The sequence below is a fragment of the Petrimonas sp. genome, from assembly GCF_963921705.1.
In the GTDB taxonomy this organism is placed as follows: domain Bacteria; phylum Bacteroidota; class Bacteroidia; order Bacteroidales; family Dysgonomonadaceae; genus Petrimonas; species Petrimonas sulfuriphila.
The window spans coordinates 793,561-810,908 of the sequence record NZ_OY997410.1 but is presented as its reverse complement, the minus strand read 5'-3'; the positions used below and the strand labels follow the sequence as shown (position 1 = coordinate 810,908).

Here is a 17,348-nt window from a genome sequence, read left to right as displayed (position 1 = left end):
CTATGAACCACCCGATACAGTCGGTCAAAACTTATACGTGTAAGAAAATGATGGGATAATAGGGAAAATCGACAAACTTTTTAATACCGGTTTACTCCTGTCCTGTTTCTCTTCCCGAGTAAAAAACTCGGCCTCGGTAGCGGGCACCAGAATAAACGAATTGTGATGCGAATACGCATTGTAAATACTTAAATTCCAAATTCCCAACCGCCCTTTCTTTTTGTGGCGGTAATAATTGAAACTTAAATCGAGGCGGTGATAGGAAGGCATTTTAAAGTTGTTGAGTTTATCGATATAATCTGTTTCCTCTCCCATGTCGTTAATATACTTTTGCTTTGCCAGCGTAGCCCAGTTACCGGTAGAATATATCCAAGACGTGCTCACATCGAATTTCCTCCCGAATCTGCGCATCACTACCGCATTTATTTTGTGGCGGTTATCGTATTTCGCCGGATAGACAAGTCCTCGGTTTATTTCACCGTTCGGGAAATGACGGTTCGACCACGATAGCGTATAGCCCAGCCACCCCGAAGTATTTCCGAAAGTCTTGCTCGCCATCATTTCCACTCCGTATGATTTACTTAATCCTTGAGTTATACGCTGTTCCCAATTAAGATTACCCGAAAGCAAGGACGTACCTTCCCTATATTCCACTTGATTCCTGGAAGATTTGTAATATCCTTCCAATGAAAGGTCAAACCTGCGCCAACGCCCGAAAAGTCCACCTGAAACCTGATGTGAGACCATCGGTTTTACATTTTTTGTGATGGGGACCCACAAATCGTTAGGCAAACTTATTTTACTGCTTTGCAACAAATGTACATACTGGTTCATTTTGCCATACGATACTTTCACCGACCAATCGTTATTGAGCAGGTAACGTGCCGAAAGACGTGGCTGTGCGCTGATATAAGATCTTCCCTGCACCAGGAATCCAGAAAAATGTACGCCCGCATTCACTTTCATGCGTTCGTTCAAAATCATTTCATCTTCAGCATAGAACGAAAGTTCCTTTACCAAAACTCGTTCGTTGGCAAAAGTAACGGTATCGTTTCGCTTCTCTGTATCGTTTTCTGTTATCAAGGTAATTCCGCTTTGTTCGGGGCGAAACCGGTGGTGCAACAACGATGTCCCGAAACGAATAAAATGATTGTTCACCGGTGTATAGTCAAACTCCAGGCGATAACCTATGTCCTGAATTCCGGAACGGTAATGAGTATTCTCTTTTGTTTTATCGACCCGTCTCTCAATCTTGTCCGAATTCTCTTCCGATAGAGTTAATTCTTTTTCGCTACTCGATTTCATTACAATATCCGACGAGTATCGGCTGTAAATTAATGCAACATTGCTAAACAACTTATTGTTAATAGCATAGGCCCAATTGAGCGATGCCATTCGCGTGCCCCAACCGGTGTCAAAATTGGTTTTATTCTTATTTATTTCGTGATGTGTGTTGAATGCCGGATTAGGAGAATTGTTATCCGAATCTAAATTGTAAGAACCTTCACTTTTGGCGTTCATATTTAGAAAGAGCTTGTCCTTTCCGTCGTAAACACTTAAATACAATCGACTTTGTTCTGAAAACTTATGATTGACTTTGACATTGAAATCATAAAAAAAATATCCCACATCCGATCTGTTATAATCATCGGGATTATCTTTTTCATCTTTCTTCCCTACAAAATATAATGCAGGGCGCACGATTAAATCTAAATACGTACGGCGAAGAGAAACATTGAATGAAGTCTTCTCTTTCACTAACGGACCTTGAAAATTAAATCGCGATGAAATCAACCCGATAGAGGCCGTGCCGCCAAGTTTATTCATATCGCCGTCATTCATACGCACATCTACTACCGACGAAAGACGACCGCCATAACGCGCAGGAAAGCTGCCTTTATAAAAATCCATGGTTTTCACCGCCTCAGGATTGAATGTGGAAAACATGCCACCCAGGTGATTCACGTGATAAAGCGGATTCCCATCCACCAAGTAGAGATTTTCATCTAAATTTCCACCCCGCACGTACATACCTGCCACACCTTCGGTCCCGGCGGCCACCCCCGGCAAAAGTTGCAGGGTTTTAATCACATCTTTTTCTCCCAAAAAAGAAGGCAAAGCCTGCAGCGTCTGCGTAGTAAGTGTTATCTTTCCGGTTTCGACGTTATGTAGTGGTCCGGTTTGTCTACCCTCTATCACCACTTCTTTAAGCAAAAAAGTAGGCTCTAAAAAAAAATGGATAACCGTGTCGTTATCCACAACAAAAGTTATCTCCTGCGATGTGTATCCTACGTAACTTCCCCTTAAACGGACTTCTCCAGGGGGAAGAGAAAGGCTGAAAAAACCGAAATTGTTGCTTACGGCTCCTTTTTGCGAAAGCAAGTCAAATACATTGGCGCCGATAAGTGTTTCGCGCGATCCGGATTCGTGGATAAATCCGCTTATCGTAACGTTCTTCTGACGCTCTTTCAAAATAATATAATTGTCGCGGATAATAAATTGGATATCGGTCTTGCCAAAAAGCTTTTCCAGTAAAGGCTGCAACAACATATTCTCTACCTGAAGCGTTACGGGCGGAAAATTTCTCAACAGTGCCGGATTGTATGAAAACGTATATCCTGACTGCTTCTCAATCTTTTGCAGAACGGAAGCAACCGGCTGTTTTTCAACGTTAATCGTAATGTTTTGCTGGGCTGATGCTCCTAAAAAGGAGCAAACAGCCAACAAAACAAGGATAGTATAGCGTTTCGAGAATTTCAATGTTTTTGCTCTTTATTCTTAATTCGAACCCTTCTTTATTATCAAGTGCGTATCCAGTGTTAAATTAATAATATCAACAATTTCAATACTGTTTTTTTGTGCAAATGACGAGGTAAAAGTGAGCGTGGATTCCTCTTCCGGCAATTCTACCTGCACGTTATAGAAGTGCGACAAAACCAACGCCACGTCTTTCAGCTGCGTATTATTGAAGACCAGGGAGCGGTCTTTTCCGTTGATTTCCATTGAGCTTCCGGGCGAAACAACCTTTACGGTTTCGGTTACGGAAGTGTAATGCACGGTCATACCGGCGGTGCACAATAGCGGAATAACGGGACTTTCGGGCGTAAACTGCACTGTCCCCGACACCACGCCAAGGCGGGTTTCCGCGTCGTCGGCCAGTACGGTAAATTCCGTGCCGAGCACCCGGATCTCTGCTCCGGGTGTGGAAACGACAAAGGGCAGGGCTTCGTTTCGGGCAACGGCAAACGAAATTTCTCCCGACATGGAAACACGGCGCTCTGCCTTACCGAAATTTTTACCGTATTTCAGTTTTGCTCCCTGTTGCATTCCGATGCGGGAACTGTCGGGCAACACATAGGAAGCATTATCGGCTTTGGCTACTAGTCTCGTGCCGGTATTTGACGTGAAATAAAAAACACTTACAACCAGCAATAAAGCGACAGCGGCCGCAGTGCCATAAAGCATCCTCATAGCGAGAATGTTGCGTTCGGGTGCAATGTATTTTTGTATCTTTCCCCATCCTTTCCGGGAATCAAAAACATTGGGCTTGTAATACCGGGCTACAAACCGGATACCCTCATCTATATTATGTCTTGACTGGTTTTCCATTATTTTCAGTTTTGGCAATCTACAGATTTATTCCGGCCTTCAACAATACGCCGGAACTGGATTCTCTGTTAAAATACGGCTGCATAAATGCTTTGACTCCGATGAAAAATCGATCATTTATTGAATAAGAATCTTCAACAATTAAATTAAAACCGAATGCACTGCGAATTACAGGCTGGTTAAACTTGTAAAAACTTAATCCACCCCCAATCCTGAAATCGTTTCTCCTGTTATTGCGAAAAGGAGATAAAAAAACATTCATGTTTGCTTGAAATAATTTTTCCGAATCCGACTTCCACTTATCCGCAACACTTAGCACAATGGATGGAGCAACTGTAAAATAATCTGACAGTTTAGCATCAAGTTCATACTCACTAAGCACCAAAAAAACATTTCCCTGCTTAAGTGTAGAAAATCCCAGTCCTATTCGCAGGTCTGTGTCACTATCCCGGGCTTGTGTATTTACAACGAATACAGGACAAATAATAAGGCAAAGGGACACGATAATTTTTCTACACATTTCTTCTCTTCCATTACTTTTTCTATTTATAAGATGCAAAAAAGTATAAAATCCCTCTTTCTAAAGGGAAATATTTTAAGCAAAGAAGAAAAGATAAGCCTTGATGTCTTTTGCACGTAACGACTGCATGGCACGCAGGACATGGTTCTCCACAGTTTTTACGGTTAGCCCGGTTTGTTCGGCAATGTCTTTGTAGCGCATCCCATCGCGCTTAGCCATTAAAAAGATTTCGCGGCGGCGTTCCGGAAGTTCGTCGATCATCTTCCAGATACGTGCTTCCATCTCGGCACGTTCCATTTGCTCGTCCTCCGTAAGAAACTCTTCTCCGGACAATTTATCGAGAGAGGTAGTTGGCTTGGCGTCACGTATTCGGGTAAGGCAGTTGTTTCGAACAGCAGTATAAAGATACGCTTTCACCGATTTTATCGTTTCCAGCTGTTCCCTTTTATCCCATAAGTTCACGAATGTTTCTTGCACAACATCTTCCGCCTCATCGGTGTCGCACATGAAATGCAAGGCGTGCAAGCAAAGTTGACGATAATAACTGTGGTAATATTCCGAAAACTGTTTTTTTGAAATCAGCATCAAATCTTTAGTAATAGAATAAGTTGCAAAACTAGTAAAAAAGGGGGAATATTAAAAAGAAAATCCGGTTGGACCGTACGCACGCTTAAAGTGAACGAACGGCCGGATCTTATTCATCGTAGGTTTAAAACGTTCCACAAAAACGACACATCAAATCCTATCGTACGGTAGCGATGCTATAACGTCGGAAATTTTCTCCAGTCCTTCTTTCAGTGGTTTTGAGACCATTCCCTTGATGAATGGATTGAGGTCGGCGCGAAGCGTAATTTTCATTTTGGTATCCTTCTCGGCTTTCTGCACAAGTTGGATCCACAGGAAAACATCAAACGGCAAGTTTTCGGATTTAAACTTGACCAGTTTACAGGGTTCCCGTTCTATCACGCAAAACCTTACCTCTCCAATCGGGTCGACGCGAAACGAACAGGAATCACTGTCGAACCTAAAATCCCTGATCTTATCCCCAGGTATTTGGTCCTTTATCAAATCGAGCTTGCTTAAATCCGAGAGCACACGAAAGATATCCACGTCATTGTGAGATATATTTTTCACATCGCTGATAAATTCAGTCATTTATTCATTTTTTTGGTGGTGGTTCCCCACGTTTCGGGATTTCTACGCCAATCCTGCAATGTCTTCACTTCAGATTCAGCGATATAATCAATCAAGAGCGCTTCGTCCAGAATGGCATCGTAATGAGTCAAAGTGGTCAACTCCACTCGAGCCTCTTTCATGTTGGTTTCTGCCGCAGGGAAACCGTACGTAAATATCGCTACCATTCCGAGCACATCCGATCCGCTTTGGCGAATCGCTTCTACAGCCTTCAGGCTGCTTTGTCCCGTAGAAATGAGATCTTCGATAACTACAACCTTTTGCCGGGGTTTCAAATCACCCTCGATAAGATTTTCCAACCCGTGATCTTTCGGCGCCGACCGAACGTAAACAAACGGAAGGCCCAACGCATCGGCAACAATCGCTCCTGGAGCAATCGCTCCTGTAGCTACCCCCGCAATAGCTTCAACCTGCGGATACTTTTCAAGGATGATCCGTGCAAATTCTACTTTTATAAAGTTGCGGGTGGCAGGATAGGACATCAGTTTCCTGTTATCACAATAGATGGGTGACTTCCACCCCGATGCCCAGGTAAACGGGTTGGATGGTTGTAACTTGACCGCTTTTATCTTGAGAAGCTTTTCGGCTGTTAATTTTTCTACAGTATTCATATTTTCCAAACTTAAAAATGAAATGCAAAAATAGTGTTTTTAAAGCAAAAAATGGCACAAAACATGAGTGGTAAAATAAAATATCCATTCAAAACACTTCTCCAAGTGTCGCAACACTTATCTTTATATCTGGACTTTTCAGCAAAGCGTAAGCACAAGCTTCCAGCGTTGAGCCTGTGGTAATGATATCGTCAATCAACAAAATATGTTTTCCAGCATACAGGGATGGATGCAACAAATCGAAAATACCTTTTACGTTTTCCCATCGCTGCGTTTTGGTACGTTGGGTTTGCGTGGGGTTAAAAATGGCACGCACTAAGTTACCACTGGAAACAGGAATGGAGGTAACTTCCGATAAACCGTAAGCAATCGTTTCCGCCTGATTAAAGCCCCTTTCTTTCTGTTTCTGGGGATGCAGCGGAACAGGGACTATTAAATCGATGGGTAGAATAAATTCACTACCTATCAAATCCTTGCCAAACAGTTTTCCCAACAACACTCCTATTTCTTTTTTGTTGTTGTACTTGAGTTGGTGAATAAGCGGCTGTAAAACACCTCCTCTTGAATATACGCAGAAAGTGGCAGCCCGCTCAAACGGGAATCTTCCTGCCAAAAGAGTTTCAGCAAGATTATCCGGCTCCATAAAATTGTTCGTTTTGGGAAGGGCATGTAAGCATTGTAAACAAACGCCCTGCTCGGAAGGCAAAAGTCGAATACTACAAACCGGGCAGCATTCCGGAAAAAAGAGATTCGATAATTCGTTTAACAGGCTTTTCACACTCATTCAATTCTCCTCCGGCATTTTTCCCAGGCATTCCAGAATATCCGGCATCGAAAATCCTCTGCCCAGCGCGAAACGAATAACCTTAGTCCGCTTTTCATATCCGGACTTTCCTTTTACTGATTTCAGCTTCTTCTCCAACAAAGGTTTTAACGATTGAAGGAGAACCTCATCAGAAAACGCCTCCAATGCCTGGTCAATAGTTTCCTGCGAAATTTGTTTCTGTCGCAGGGTAAAAACAATTTTAGTTTTTCCCCACTTGCTAAAACGGAGTTTATCGCTGATGAAGCTGCGAGTATATCGGGAATCGTCGATGTATTTCTGTTTCAACAAAAGAGACATAATGTTGTTGACTGCATTATCAGCAAGTTGCATCCGTAGCAATTTCTGCCGGATGTCAAACGAACAACACTCCTTCATGGAACAGAGTCTCGCCATACGCTGGTAAGCTGTTTTTTCGGAAACTGGTTTTCGTTCTACTCGTTCCATACCCTACTCTTTTACCGCTTTTATCATCCTTTCGTTACCCGAAATATCCTTTACCCGTTCGATATTTTTGAATCCTCTTTGCTGGAGCAATGCTTCAACCTGGCATCCCTTTTCCCGATTGATCTCGAAAAAAAGGACCCCTCCCTTGTTCAGGTATATCCGGGCAAAGTCCGCTATCTTTTCGTAGAAAACCAACGCATTTTCGTCCGTAACGAACAGAGCCAGGTGAGGCTCAAACCTCAAGACATTGTCCTCCATGTCCGATTTTTCAGATTCAGTCACATAAGGGGGGTTGCTCACAATAATGTCAAACATCTTATCCGAAACAGATTCCTGCAAAATATCTTTTTCCAGGAAAAACAAATGTACTCCGTTTCTTTCCGCATTTTTTCGGGCCACTTCCAGCGCATCTGGCGAAATATCCCACGCGTGTACTTCTGCATGAGGCAGTTTTTTTGCCAACGTAACGGCAATACAGCCGCTTCCGGTTCCAATGTCAAGAATTTTTGCGGATGCATTGTTTGTCGAAGTTATCACCCACTGTACCAATTCTTCCGTTTCGGGACGGGGAATTAAAACAGAACTATCGAGGTAAAAGGGTAATCCAAAAAAATCGGTTTCACCCAAAATGTATTGAATGGGTTCAGCATTCTTTAATTTATCGATAATTTCGCTCAGTTTCTTCACCGCTGCATCGGATAAATGGTTAAATTTGCATGTTAAAATATCTGCCAGTGGGATCGAAAACTCTTTTTCCAGAATCAGCCGGGTTAAGCTACTGATCTCCTCCGGCGAAAAGTGAGTTTTTAATTCATTTTTTAGGAAGTTTTTCACATCTTGCATTGTTGGATCGTTTTACTAAACAAAGATAGAAAAAATGACGACAGACGAAAAATTTATGTACCGATGCCTGCAGCTCGCTCAAAAGGGTGAAGGTTTTGCAAGACCCAATCCCATGGTGGGAGCAGTCATTGTGCATAACGGACAAATTATCGGTGAAGGTTATCACCGGCAGTTTGCCGAGGCGCATGCCGAAGTGAATGCCGTACTCTCCGTGAAAGATCAGGCATTACTTTCTTCTTCTACCTTGTACGTCTCACTCGAACCTTGCGCTCACCATGGAAAAACTCCCCCTTGTGCTGAGTTGATCATTGAAAAAAAAATTCCGAAAGTGGTCATCGCCGTTTCAGACCCGAATCCTAAAGTGTCGGGAAAGGGTATTGAGAAGATACAAAAATCTGGAATTGAAGTAACTACAGGTATTCTCCAAAAAGAAGCCGAAGAATTAAACCGGGCCTTTTTTGTGAACCAATTATATAACCGTCCCTATGTGATTCTTAAATGGGCACAGAGTTCCGACGGATTTATCGATTACCGACGGTCAACAGCAAAAGAAGCACCGGCACAGATATCTAATGATCTGACTCATAGCATTGTCCATAGGTTCCGCACTCACGTGCAGGGAATAATGGTGGGAACCGACACAGCCTTATTGGATAACCCAAAGCTGACAGCCCGGAAGTGGTTCGGTAACAATCCTACCCGGATTGTTATTGACAGGGAAGCCAAAATCCCTTCCAATGCAGCAATCTTCAGCGAAGACTCGGCCGTTATCGTTTTTACCCAATCAGGCTATCCAGTAAGAAAAAGAAACATCAAGCCCATCATCATTGATTTCAACAGAGATACCAACAGGCAGATTCTAAAACATTTATATGCGGAAAAAATCTATTCAGTCCTCGTTGAAGGTGGCACCCGCCTCTTATCAACCTTTATAGATAAAAATCTTTGGGACGAAGCGTATATTGAAATTGCTGCAACGAAACTAATTTCAGGAGTGAAAGCCCCCGAAATCTCTATGGATAACGCTATTACTAAAAAGTATTTAGACTCTACCCAACATCATTTAAAGAATAAAATAACTCAAAATTTTCTTTAAATATTTATTTTGCTATGGTTTAAGTGAAAAATCTTTCTACTTTTGCAGAACTTATACGTATTGTACAATATTTTTTTGAAACAAATGACATTAAAATATCTCCACCAGACTGCTTCTATACTATTATGGGTTCTGGTATTCTCTTCCTGTCTTAATTCATCGCAAAGCGATATCGAGTTGTCTCACGATGCTCAGATTTATTCGTTCAGCATGTCCTCCAAAAAAGACACAACCAGCGCACTTTCGGGGACGAGGTTCACTATTGACCAGATTAACAACAAGATTTTCAACCGCGACTCTCTGCCTTATCTTTTCCACGTAGACAGCGTCTACCTGAATATCGCCGGGAAATCAAGTTACACCCTTCCCAGGATTGTACTTAACCTGCAAGACAAGGACAGTTCTTACCTATGGAACGGGAAAGACTCTGTCGCTTTTAAACGGTTAAAATCCATTGAAACAACTGCTGAAGACGGTAAAACGGTGAAGTTATACGAGTTCAAAGCAAACATTCACCAACAGGACCCCTATATCTTAAACTGGGCAAAAATCACTCAGAATCAACTAATCAATCCAGTAGAACAACAAAAAACCATTCTTCACGGCGGGAAATTTATCACTTACTACAAATCGGGGGCAATGATCAAGGCTTCCTCTTCTTTATCTTCAGACGGAAAGAACTGGACCCCGGTAACTGTCTCCGGGCTGCCGGTCACTGTAAAAACCAACACTATTCTCTCAACAACAAACAACTCAGGATCAACTGCTTATGCCTTGAATACAGATAATAGCATATATACATCGACCGATGGATTGGTCTGGAGTAAAGTAACTTCCGATTATCCGGTTATCGCTATATACGGAAAACTACCTTCAGCGTCGGGAGAATTTGCGATACTTACCGCTGTTAATGATGCGGGGACACTTAAATTTGCTCTCACAAAGGATTTCACAACATTCACCGTGAAGAGTGCACTACCTTCCGACAACACATTACCAACTGTTGATTTCTCGGCGGTAAGTTTAGAGAATCCCACAGTTTTCTCTGCCAAATACATCATTCTCTCCGGAGGAAAAGACAAGAACAATATCGTGAACAATAAGCTCTGGATTATCCAGGAATTAAACGGAGATATCACGCATCTCTCAGAGGTTTCGTCCATTTCCCTCCAGTTAAGTCGGTTGTTCCTGTACGATAACAAAGTATATTTGATGACGTATGAAACAGGTAAAAACAAGTTATATTATTCAGAGAATTATGGGCTAAACTGGATTTCGGGGGGAACCAATCAAACGCTTCCCGACAATTTCACAGGGAGAATGCACGCATCGGTAATTACCGATACCAATAATTTCATCTGGATTCTCGGCGGAGAATCCGGAGCCCAGGTACCCATCGTAGATGTTTGGAGAGGAAGGCTCAACAAGTTAGCGGAATAGTTGAAAAACCGGGAATTAGAAGTTGGATAACCGGGGTATTAATTCGGCAATGAAAAAAAGTGAATTTGTCTTTTTTCTGCTTTTGATCGCTGCAGTTTTTGACACCGACGAAGTTAAAGCGCAGGAATACAAGCACGAATCCGGCGGGATGTTGGGAATATCTTTCTATTTGGGTGATGCCAACAAAACAAGACTCTATCTACATCCGGGATTTACGGGAGGCATTTTGTACCGGTACAACATTAATTTTCATTGGGCAGCAAAAGCAAACCTGCTTGCCGGTAAGGTATCGGGAAATACAAGAGATGCAAATACTGTTTTTCCGCTGGCGCAACAGACATCGTTTAACAGGACATTTATCGATTGGGGCGGACAGATTGAATTCAACTTTCTGCCTTTCAGTGATAAGTTCACCTACAAGGATGCAAAGCCATATACCCCGTATGTTTTTGCCGGTGCCGGAGTAACTTTTGCCACAGGTAGCAAGCCATTTTTCAATACAAATGTACCGGTAGGTATCGGTTTTAAATACAAGATAAAAGAAAGGCTAAACATCGGGCTCGAGTTTTCCGTACGGAAATTATTCGGAGACGGTTTCGATGCGGCGGAGAAAAATGCTGATTGGGGTTTAGATGCTCCTTACGGCATTAAAAGCAGTATTTTTAAAAACCAGGACTGGTATTCACTTACAATGATCTTTCTGACCTGGGACTTCGGAATCAGACATGATCCGTGCTGTGAATGATCAACAGAGAATTTAAAAAAACATATGTCATTACTTGACAAGATTGATAAGGAGAATATTCCGCAACACGTTGCCATCATTATGGATGGCAATGGCAGGTGGGCTAAAGCCAGAGGTTTGGACAGGACCGAAGGACACAAAGAAGGCGCTTTATCCGTACAAAAAGTGGTGAAAGCAGCTGCGAAAGCAAAGGTGAAGTTTCTTACCTTGTACGCTTTTTCTACCGAGAACTGGCTTAGACCTGAAGAAGAAATACATACATTGATGGAGTTGATGGTGTACACCATTGCCAACGAAACAGACAACTTGGTCAAAAACGGAATCCGCTTACAGTGCATTGGAAATATTCAACGGCTGCCGGAAAATACCCGAAAAGCGCTGAATCGCTGTATCGAACAAACGTCCTCTGGAGAAGACCTGACCTTGGTATTGGCCTTGAGTTATTCATCGCGATGGGAACTGGCCAATGCGGCAAAAGCTATTGCTTCCAGCGTCAAAAACGGAGAGTTGGATGAAAGTTCCATTACCGAGGAGACCATTAATGAATACCTGGCTACAAAAGGTATGCCCGAACTTGATTTACTCATCAGAACCGGAGGGGATATTCGTATCAGTAACTTTCTGTTGTGGCAGGCAGCCTACTCCGAGTTATATTTTACCGGCGTTTTCTGGCCCGACTTCGATGAAGAATGCTTTTATGAAGCCATCCTCGATTTCCAGAAGAAAGAAAGGCGCTTTGGAAAAACCAGTGAACAATTAGAAAAGGAAAACCAATAAATTTCGATATACAGTACTGAAAAGCTGAACAGTTGAAGCGAAAGAAAAAAAAATCACAATGTTGAAGAAAACATTCCATTTAGTTATACTCTTAATCCTGTTTTCCCAGGTGAGGTCGTTTGGACAAATAACCACCAACGATACTGTTAAAACTGCACCTGCTGAAGATGTTCCCGTGGTGAACTACACGGCAACACCCAAAAAATACATTATTGCCGGTATTGATGTTACCGGCATTGAAGGAACGATGTATGAAGCACAACCTTTTGTATTGGTCAGTTTTTCCGGATTGGCAAAAGGACAGGAAATTCAGATTCCCGGAGAAGAAATCACCAATGCCATACAACGGTTTTGGAAACAAGGCCTGTTCTCCGATATTAAAATCCTGCAAACCAAAATTGAGGGCGACAGCACCTGGCTCGAGATCAAACTGACGGACAGGCCACGTGTATCAGATATCCGGTATATCGGCATGAAAAAAAGCGAACGCGACGATATCGAGAAAAAGATTTCCGTGGTCAAGGGAAACCAGATTACTCCGAACCAGATAAACAGTGCAAAAACCATCATAGAAAAATACTTCGATGAGAAAGGATTTGGAGAAGCAGTCATCTCCATTATGCAACGCCCCGATGCAAGCGCAAAAAATCAGGTCATTCTCGATATCGAAGTGGATAAAAAAGAAAAAATAAAGGTCAATAGAATCAACATAGAGGGTAATGAATCCATCTCGGATCGCACGCTTAAATGGGCGATGAAAAAGACAAACGAGAAAGGCAATATTCTACACCTGTTCCGTACGAAGAAGTTTGTAGAAGACCTCTACAAAGAAGACAAGAAAAACTTCATCAACAAATACCACGAGTTCGGCTACCGCGATGCTGAAATAATCCGCGACTCCGTCTATAAGAACGATGAAAAAACAGTCAACATTGATATTGTGGTAGAGGAAGGCCCTAAATATCACGTACGCTCCATCAACTGGGTGGGAAACACGCAATACAACTCCATCGATCTGGGCAGAATGTTAAACATGAATCCAGGCGATGTCTATAACCAGAAAAAATTGCAGGAAAGGCTGACTACCGACGATGATGCAGCCATCAACCTGTATCAAAACAACGGTTACCTGTTTTCGGGCATTGACCCGATTGAAATAAACATAGAAAACGATTCCGTGGATCTGGAACTTCGGGTTACCGAAGGGCCCAAGGCAACGATCAAGAAAGTAATCATTCAGGGGAACGATCGCCTTTACGAAGATGTCATCCGCCGTGAATTACGTACTAAACCGGGAGCCGTTTTCAGCAAAGAGGACCTTATCCGCTCGGTACGTGAGATAGCTCAGACCGGACATTTCGACCCCGAAAACCTGCAGCCGGGCGTAAATCCAAATCCAGAAGACGGCACTGTAGACCTTACCTACCCGTTGACCTCCAAAGGAAACGACCAGATTGAATTTTCTGCCGGATGGGGTGTTACCGGATTGGTGGGTAAGCTGAGCCTGAAACTCAACAATTTCTCGTTGAAAAACCTGATTAACCGGGAAAACTACAGGGGCATTATCCCCCAGGGTGAAGGACAAACGCTTATTCTTAGTGCACAGACCAACGGACGTTATTACCAGTCCTACCAATTTTCGTTTATCGAACCCTGGTTTGGAGGCAAACGTCCCAACAACTTCTCGCTAAGCGCCTATTATTCAAGATATACCGGGTTAAACTCCGATTATTATACTCAGATGAATCCCTATATGTACGGTGGGGGGTATGGAGGATACGGCGGTTACGGCGGATATAGTCCTTACGGATATGGCGGGTATAGCCCGTACGGATACGGAGGATATGGCGGTTACGGCGGTTACGGCGGTTACGGTTATCAGGATATGATGGAATATTCATACGACCCCAACCAAGTATTCGAAATGATTGGCGCATCCATCGGCTACGGGAAAAGGCTGGAGTGGCCCGATGATTACTTTCAGGTCATGGCTGAACTGGGATATCAACGTTACAACCTCAAAAACTGGTCGTGGCAACAGTTCCCATTCCAGACAGGTTCAAGTAACAGCGTCACGTTCGGTATAACGTTGCAAAGAAACTCCATCGACAATCCCATCTATACACGCCTGGGATCGCAGTTTACATTGAGCGTAAGCGCAACACCTCCGTTCTCGCTCTTCAACAACACCGACTATTCCAAAATGGCATACTCCGATCCCGCAAAATACACTTGGAACGAGTACCACAAATGGAAACTGAAAATAAGGACGTACACCCCCCTGGCTCCGCTTACTGTAAAAAGAACTCCGGTAGTGGCAACCCGGGCAGAATTCGGAATTTTAGGACACTACAATAAAAATAAACTGACCCCTTTCGAAACGTTTGACGTAGGTGGTGACGGAATGAGCGGATACTCCTCTTCTTTTGCAACGGAAAATATTGCTTTGCGCGGTTATGACAACAACTCCATCGCACAGCAGGGGCGCGCTTATACCCGCTTGGGGCTGGAACTCCGTTACCCGTTAATACTTGAACCTAACTCAACCATTTACGCAGTAGGGTTCCTGGAAGCAGGGAATGCATGGCATAACCTGAAAGACTTTAATCCTTTTGACCTGAAACGCTCTGCCGGTGTTGGCGCCCGTATCTTCCTGCCCATGATCGGGTTGATGGGGATAGACTGGGCGTATGGATTCGATCCTATCCGGGGAAGCCGGTCGAACAGCGGAAGCCAGTTTCACTTTATCATCGGACAGGAATTTTAATTTAACAAAATTTATTCCTGCCGGTATAAACGAAATGCATTTTTTGTTGTCTTTACATTCACTGAACAATTAAAACGACTAACGAATATGAAAAAGACTTTATTTTTAGTTGGCTTCTTCTTAGCCCTGACAATCGGAAGTACTTACGCACAAAAATTTGCTTTCATTGATATGGAGTATATTCTCGGGAAAATCCCGGCTTACGAAAACGGCAACAAGCAGCTCGAAAATGTATCAAAGCAATGGCAGAGCGAAGTGGATAAAGCAGCCCAGGAAGTAGAAGCCATGTACAAAAAATATCAGGCAGACCTGGTTTTTCTGGCCGGTGAGGAGAAAACGAAACGCGAGAACGAAATAGTTGCCAAGGAAAACGAAATCAACACGCTACGCAACAAATATTTCGGGCAGCAGGGTGAATTGTTCAAACGCCGCGAAGCGATAATGAAACCTATCCAGGATGATATTTACAATGCTGTAAAGGAGATTGCCGCGGTCAACTCTTACCAGGCAGTTGTCGACAGAGCTTCGGCTACATCCATCATATTTGCATCGCCGGACATTGATATCAGTGATCAAGTTTTATCTCGATTAGGATATTAATAACCAAATATTTATTATCTTTGCGACGCAAAAACAGAAACTGACCAAGGCTAAACCGACATTAATTCAGTCTAAACGAAAAAAATAATAAAATTCAATACATTAATCATGACTAAAAAATTAATCATCTTATTGCTCGCGATTACCCCTATCGCTGCCTTTGCACAAAACGCAAAACTAGCACACATAAACACTTCCGAGCTTTTTAACCAAATGCCTGAAATCCCGGGCATCGAGACTCAGTTGAACACCAAACAGGAAGAGATTTCTAAAAACGGCCAGGCACTGGTTGACGAATTCAATAAAAAAGCAGAAGAATTCCAGAAATTGGCACCCACTTCATCCGAGACCGTTAAAGCCGATCAACAGAAACAGTTGGATCAGATTAATGAAAGGTATCAAATGTTTTTGCAAAACAGCCAACGGGAAATGGAAGAGTTACGCCAGAAGCTGCTGGCTCCGGTTCAACAAAAGATTGCTACCGCCATTAAAGCAGTGGGTGATGAAAAAGGATACACCTATATTTTTGACCTGGCAGCTGGAAACCCGGTTTACTTCAATGCTACAAACGCAGAGGATGCCACTCCTTTGGTTAAAACCAAACTGGGTATCAAATAATTATCTCTCGCAGAGGCATAAAAAAACTCCCGAAATTCGGGAGTTTTTTTATGCCTAGTCCTCTTTAGCACCCGTTTCCGTATCCTGTGCCATACCTGAAGCTGTGTCAGTCTCTTTTTTGAAAGCTTGTTTAACCCGCTCAAAATCCTCTTTCCACGCTTCCCCTACTTTAGAAAAGAAGTTGGAGGCACTTTCTCTAACTACATCCCATTTATTTTCAGCAATATCATCAAACTTTCCCAACTTTTCCGACAGTTCATCTTTCAAGCTTTTCAATTTTTCTATTTGCTCGGCATATTCTTCTTTGGCGTCTTCGGTAATGTTGCTGACGCCTTGCTTCATTTCTTCAATTTTGGCATCGAGCTGATCCAATATCTCCTGCGTCTTTTGCTTAAACTCCTGTTTGTTCATACGATATTTTTTTAAAAAGTTTTCTGACATTAAAACAGATATCGCCCTAATTAAGTTCAAAACGATAAATTAAAAGCAAAAAAAACCTTATCTTTGTAATCATTAAAGTAATTCAATAGATATTCAATTGTAATTTGATTGTAACGATGAAATTTTCAACGCTACAACAAATATCAATTAAATAATACGAAACAAATCATCGTTGGATATCTGTTAGTTATATCTTTATATGGATTATTACACAAACTTATCTCATAGATAATTTTTATGTTAAACATCGTGATTTTTGGCGCTCCCGGTTCTGGAAAAGGAACACAAAGTGATTTATTGATTAAAAAATACGGACTGAAGCACGTATCAACGGGAGATATATTGAGATTTGAAATAAAGGCTGGCTCAGCGTTAGGCAAAATAGCAGATCAATATATTTCGAAAGGACATTTGGTTCCCGACGAGATTATGATCGAAATGCTGGAAGATCTGATCCGGAAAAACCTGGATAAAAAAGGATTTATTTTCGATGGATTTCCCCGTACACTTCCGCAAGGAGAAGCCTTGGACAACAAAATGAAGAAAAACGGTTTGGACATCACCTCTGTACTAAGCCTGGAGGTTAAGGACGAAGAACTGATTGACAGGCTGCTGAAACGCGGGCAACTATCGGGTCGCTCCGATGACAACGGGCATACCATCAAATCGAGGCTCAACGTATACCACCAGCAAACAGAACCGTTGAAAGAGTATTATGCCAGACAGAACAAATTAGTATGCATACCCGGTGAGGGAGCTATCGAGGAGATCTTTAATTCGATAGTAGAAGTGGTTGATAATCTTACTGGCAGATAAA

The 17,348-nt window shown here is 42.6% G+C and carries 17 protein-coding genes; 8 read left to right on the top strand and 9 right to left on the bottom strand.

Features of this window, described 5'->3' with window-relative positions:
- Positions 1-24 precede the first annotated feature (24 nt).
- From AACM02_RS03435 to prmC, 8 genes are all read right to left on the bottom strand, one after another.
- On the bottom strand, positions 25-2,760 hold the full coding sequence (locus tag AACM02_RS03435) for a TonB-dependent receptor (RefSeq protein WP_339116075.1): 2,736 nt from the start codon (positions 2,758-2,760) through the stop codon (positions 25-27).
- A gap of 18 nt (positions 2,761-2,778) precedes the next feature.
- Positions 2,779-3,609 (bottom strand): FecR family protein, encoded by an 831-nt coding sequence (locus AACM02_RS03430; protein WP_339116074.1) that lies wholly within the window; start codon positions 3,607-3,609, stop codon positions 2,779-2,781.
- Between the two features lie 595 nt (positions 3,610-4,204).
- A complete protein-coding gene (locus AACM02_RS03425) occupies positions 4,205-4,714 on the bottom strand; it encodes an RNA polymerase sigma-70 factor (RefSeq protein ID WP_214063305.1) in 510 nt (169 codons plus the stop codon).
- 150 nt (positions 4,715-4,864) lie between these two features.
- Positions 4,865-5,284, bottom strand: coding sequence for an SRPBCC family protein (locus AACM02_RS03420; protein ID WP_214063306.1), 420 nt, complete (start codon positions 5,282-5,284; stop codon positions 4,865-4,867).
- Positions 5,281-5,934 carry an orotate phosphoribosyltransferase gene (gene pyrE, locus AACM02_RS03415; protein ID WP_332455983.1) on the bottom strand — a complete coding sequence of 218 codons (654 nt, stop codon included), beginning with the start codon at positions 5,932-5,934 and terminating at the stop codon, positions 5,281-5,283. The genes AACM02_RS03420 and pyrE overlap by 4 nt, the downstream gene beginning before the upstream one ends.
- Positions 5,935-6,022: 88 nt before the next feature.
- Positions 6,023-6,577 (bottom strand): ComF family protein, encoded by a 555-nt coding sequence (locus AACM02_RS03410; protein ID WP_332455982.1) that lies wholly within the window; start codon positions 6,575-6,577, stop codon positions 6,023-6,025.
- Between the two features lie 141 nt (positions 6,578-6,718).
- The gene (locus AACM02_RS03405) at positions 6,719-7,204 is read right to left on the bottom strand and encodes a regulatory protein RecX (protein WP_339116073.1); all 486 of its coding nucleotides are present in this window, start codon (positions 7,202-7,204) and stop codon (positions 6,719-6,721) included.
- A gap of 3 nt (positions 7,205-7,207) precedes the next feature.
- Positions 7,208-8,047 carry a peptide chain release factor N(5)-glutamine methyltransferase gene (gene prmC / locus AACM02_RS03400; RefSeq protein ID WP_339116072.1) on the bottom strand — a complete coding sequence of 280 codons (840 nt, stop codon included), beginning with the start codon at positions 8,045-8,047 and terminating at the stop codon, positions 7,208-7,210.
- Positions 8,048-8,081: 34 nt separating this feature from the next.
- Between prmC and ribD the strand changes: the two genes are divergently transcribed.
- The 7 genes from ribD to AACM02_RS03365 all read left to right on the top strand — a co-directional run bounded on the left by ribD (position 8,082) and on the right by AACM02_RS03365 (position 16,090).
- Complete coding sequence (ribD, locus tag AACM02_RS03395) at positions 8,082-9,143, top strand: bifunctional diaminohydroxyphosphoribosylaminopyrimidine deaminase/5-amino-6-(5-phosphoribosylamino)uracil reductase RibD (protein WP_339116071.1); 1,062 nt, start codon at positions 8,082-8,084, stop codon at positions 9,141-9,143.
- An 84-nt stretch (positions 9,144-9,227) separates the two neighbouring features.
- The gene (locus AACM02_RS03390; protein WP_321716210.1) at positions 9,228-10,583 is read left to right on the top strand and encodes a DUF6242 domain-containing protein; all 1,356 of its coding nucleotides are present in this window, start codon (positions 9,228-9,230) and stop codon (positions 10,581-10,583) included.
- A gap of 49 nt (positions 10,584-10,632) precedes the next feature.
- On the top strand, positions 10,633-11,328 hold the full coding sequence (locus tag AACM02_RS03385) for a DUF6089 family protein (RefSeq protein ID WP_332455977.1): 696 nt from the start codon (positions 10,633-10,635) through the stop codon (positions 11,326-11,328).
- A 24-nt stretch (positions 11,329-11,352) separates the two neighbouring features.
- Positions 11,353-12,105 (top strand): isoprenyl transferase, encoded by a 753-nt coding sequence (locus tag AACM02_RS03380; RefSeq protein WP_332455976.1) that lies wholly within the window; start codon positions 11,353-11,355, stop codon positions 12,103-12,105.
- A 58-nt stretch (positions 12,106-12,163) separates the two neighbouring features.
- Entirely contained in the window at positions 12,164-14,872 is a 2,709-nt protein-coding gene (locus AACM02_RS03375; RefSeq protein WP_339116070.1) for a POTRA domain-containing protein, read from the top strand.
- Between the two features lie 87 nt (positions 14,873-14,959).
- The gene (locus AACM02_RS03370) at positions 14,960-15,472 is read left to right on the top strand and encodes an OmpH family outer membrane protein (RefSeq protein ID WP_214062005.1); all 513 of its coding nucleotides are present in this window, start codon (positions 14,960-14,962) and stop codon (positions 15,470-15,472) included.
- Between the two features lie 108 nt (positions 15,473-15,580).
- Positions 15,581-16,090 carry an OmpH family outer membrane protein gene (locus AACM02_RS03365; RefSeq protein WP_332455974.1) on the top strand — a complete coding sequence of 170 codons (510 nt, stop codon included), beginning with the start codon at positions 15,581-15,583 and terminating at the stop codon, positions 16,088-16,090.
- A 54-nt stretch (positions 16,091-16,144) separates the two neighbouring features.
- Here AACM02_RS03365 and AACM02_RS03360 read toward each other — a convergent pair whose 3' ends face one another.
- Positions 16,145-16,501, bottom strand: coding sequence for a hypothetical protein (locus AACM02_RS03360; protein WP_339116069.1), 357 nt, complete (start codon positions 16,499-16,501; stop codon positions 16,145-16,147).
- A 267-nt stretch (positions 16,502-16,768) separates the two neighbouring features.
- Between AACM02_RS03360 and AACM02_RS03355 the strand changes: the two genes are divergently transcribed.
- The gene (locus tag AACM02_RS03355) at positions 16,769-17,347 is read left to right on the top strand and encodes an adenylate kinase (RefSeq protein WP_339116068.1); all 579 of its coding nucleotides are present in this window, start codon (positions 16,769-16,771) and stop codon (positions 17,345-17,347) included.
- Position 17,348: the final 1 nt, after the last annotated feature.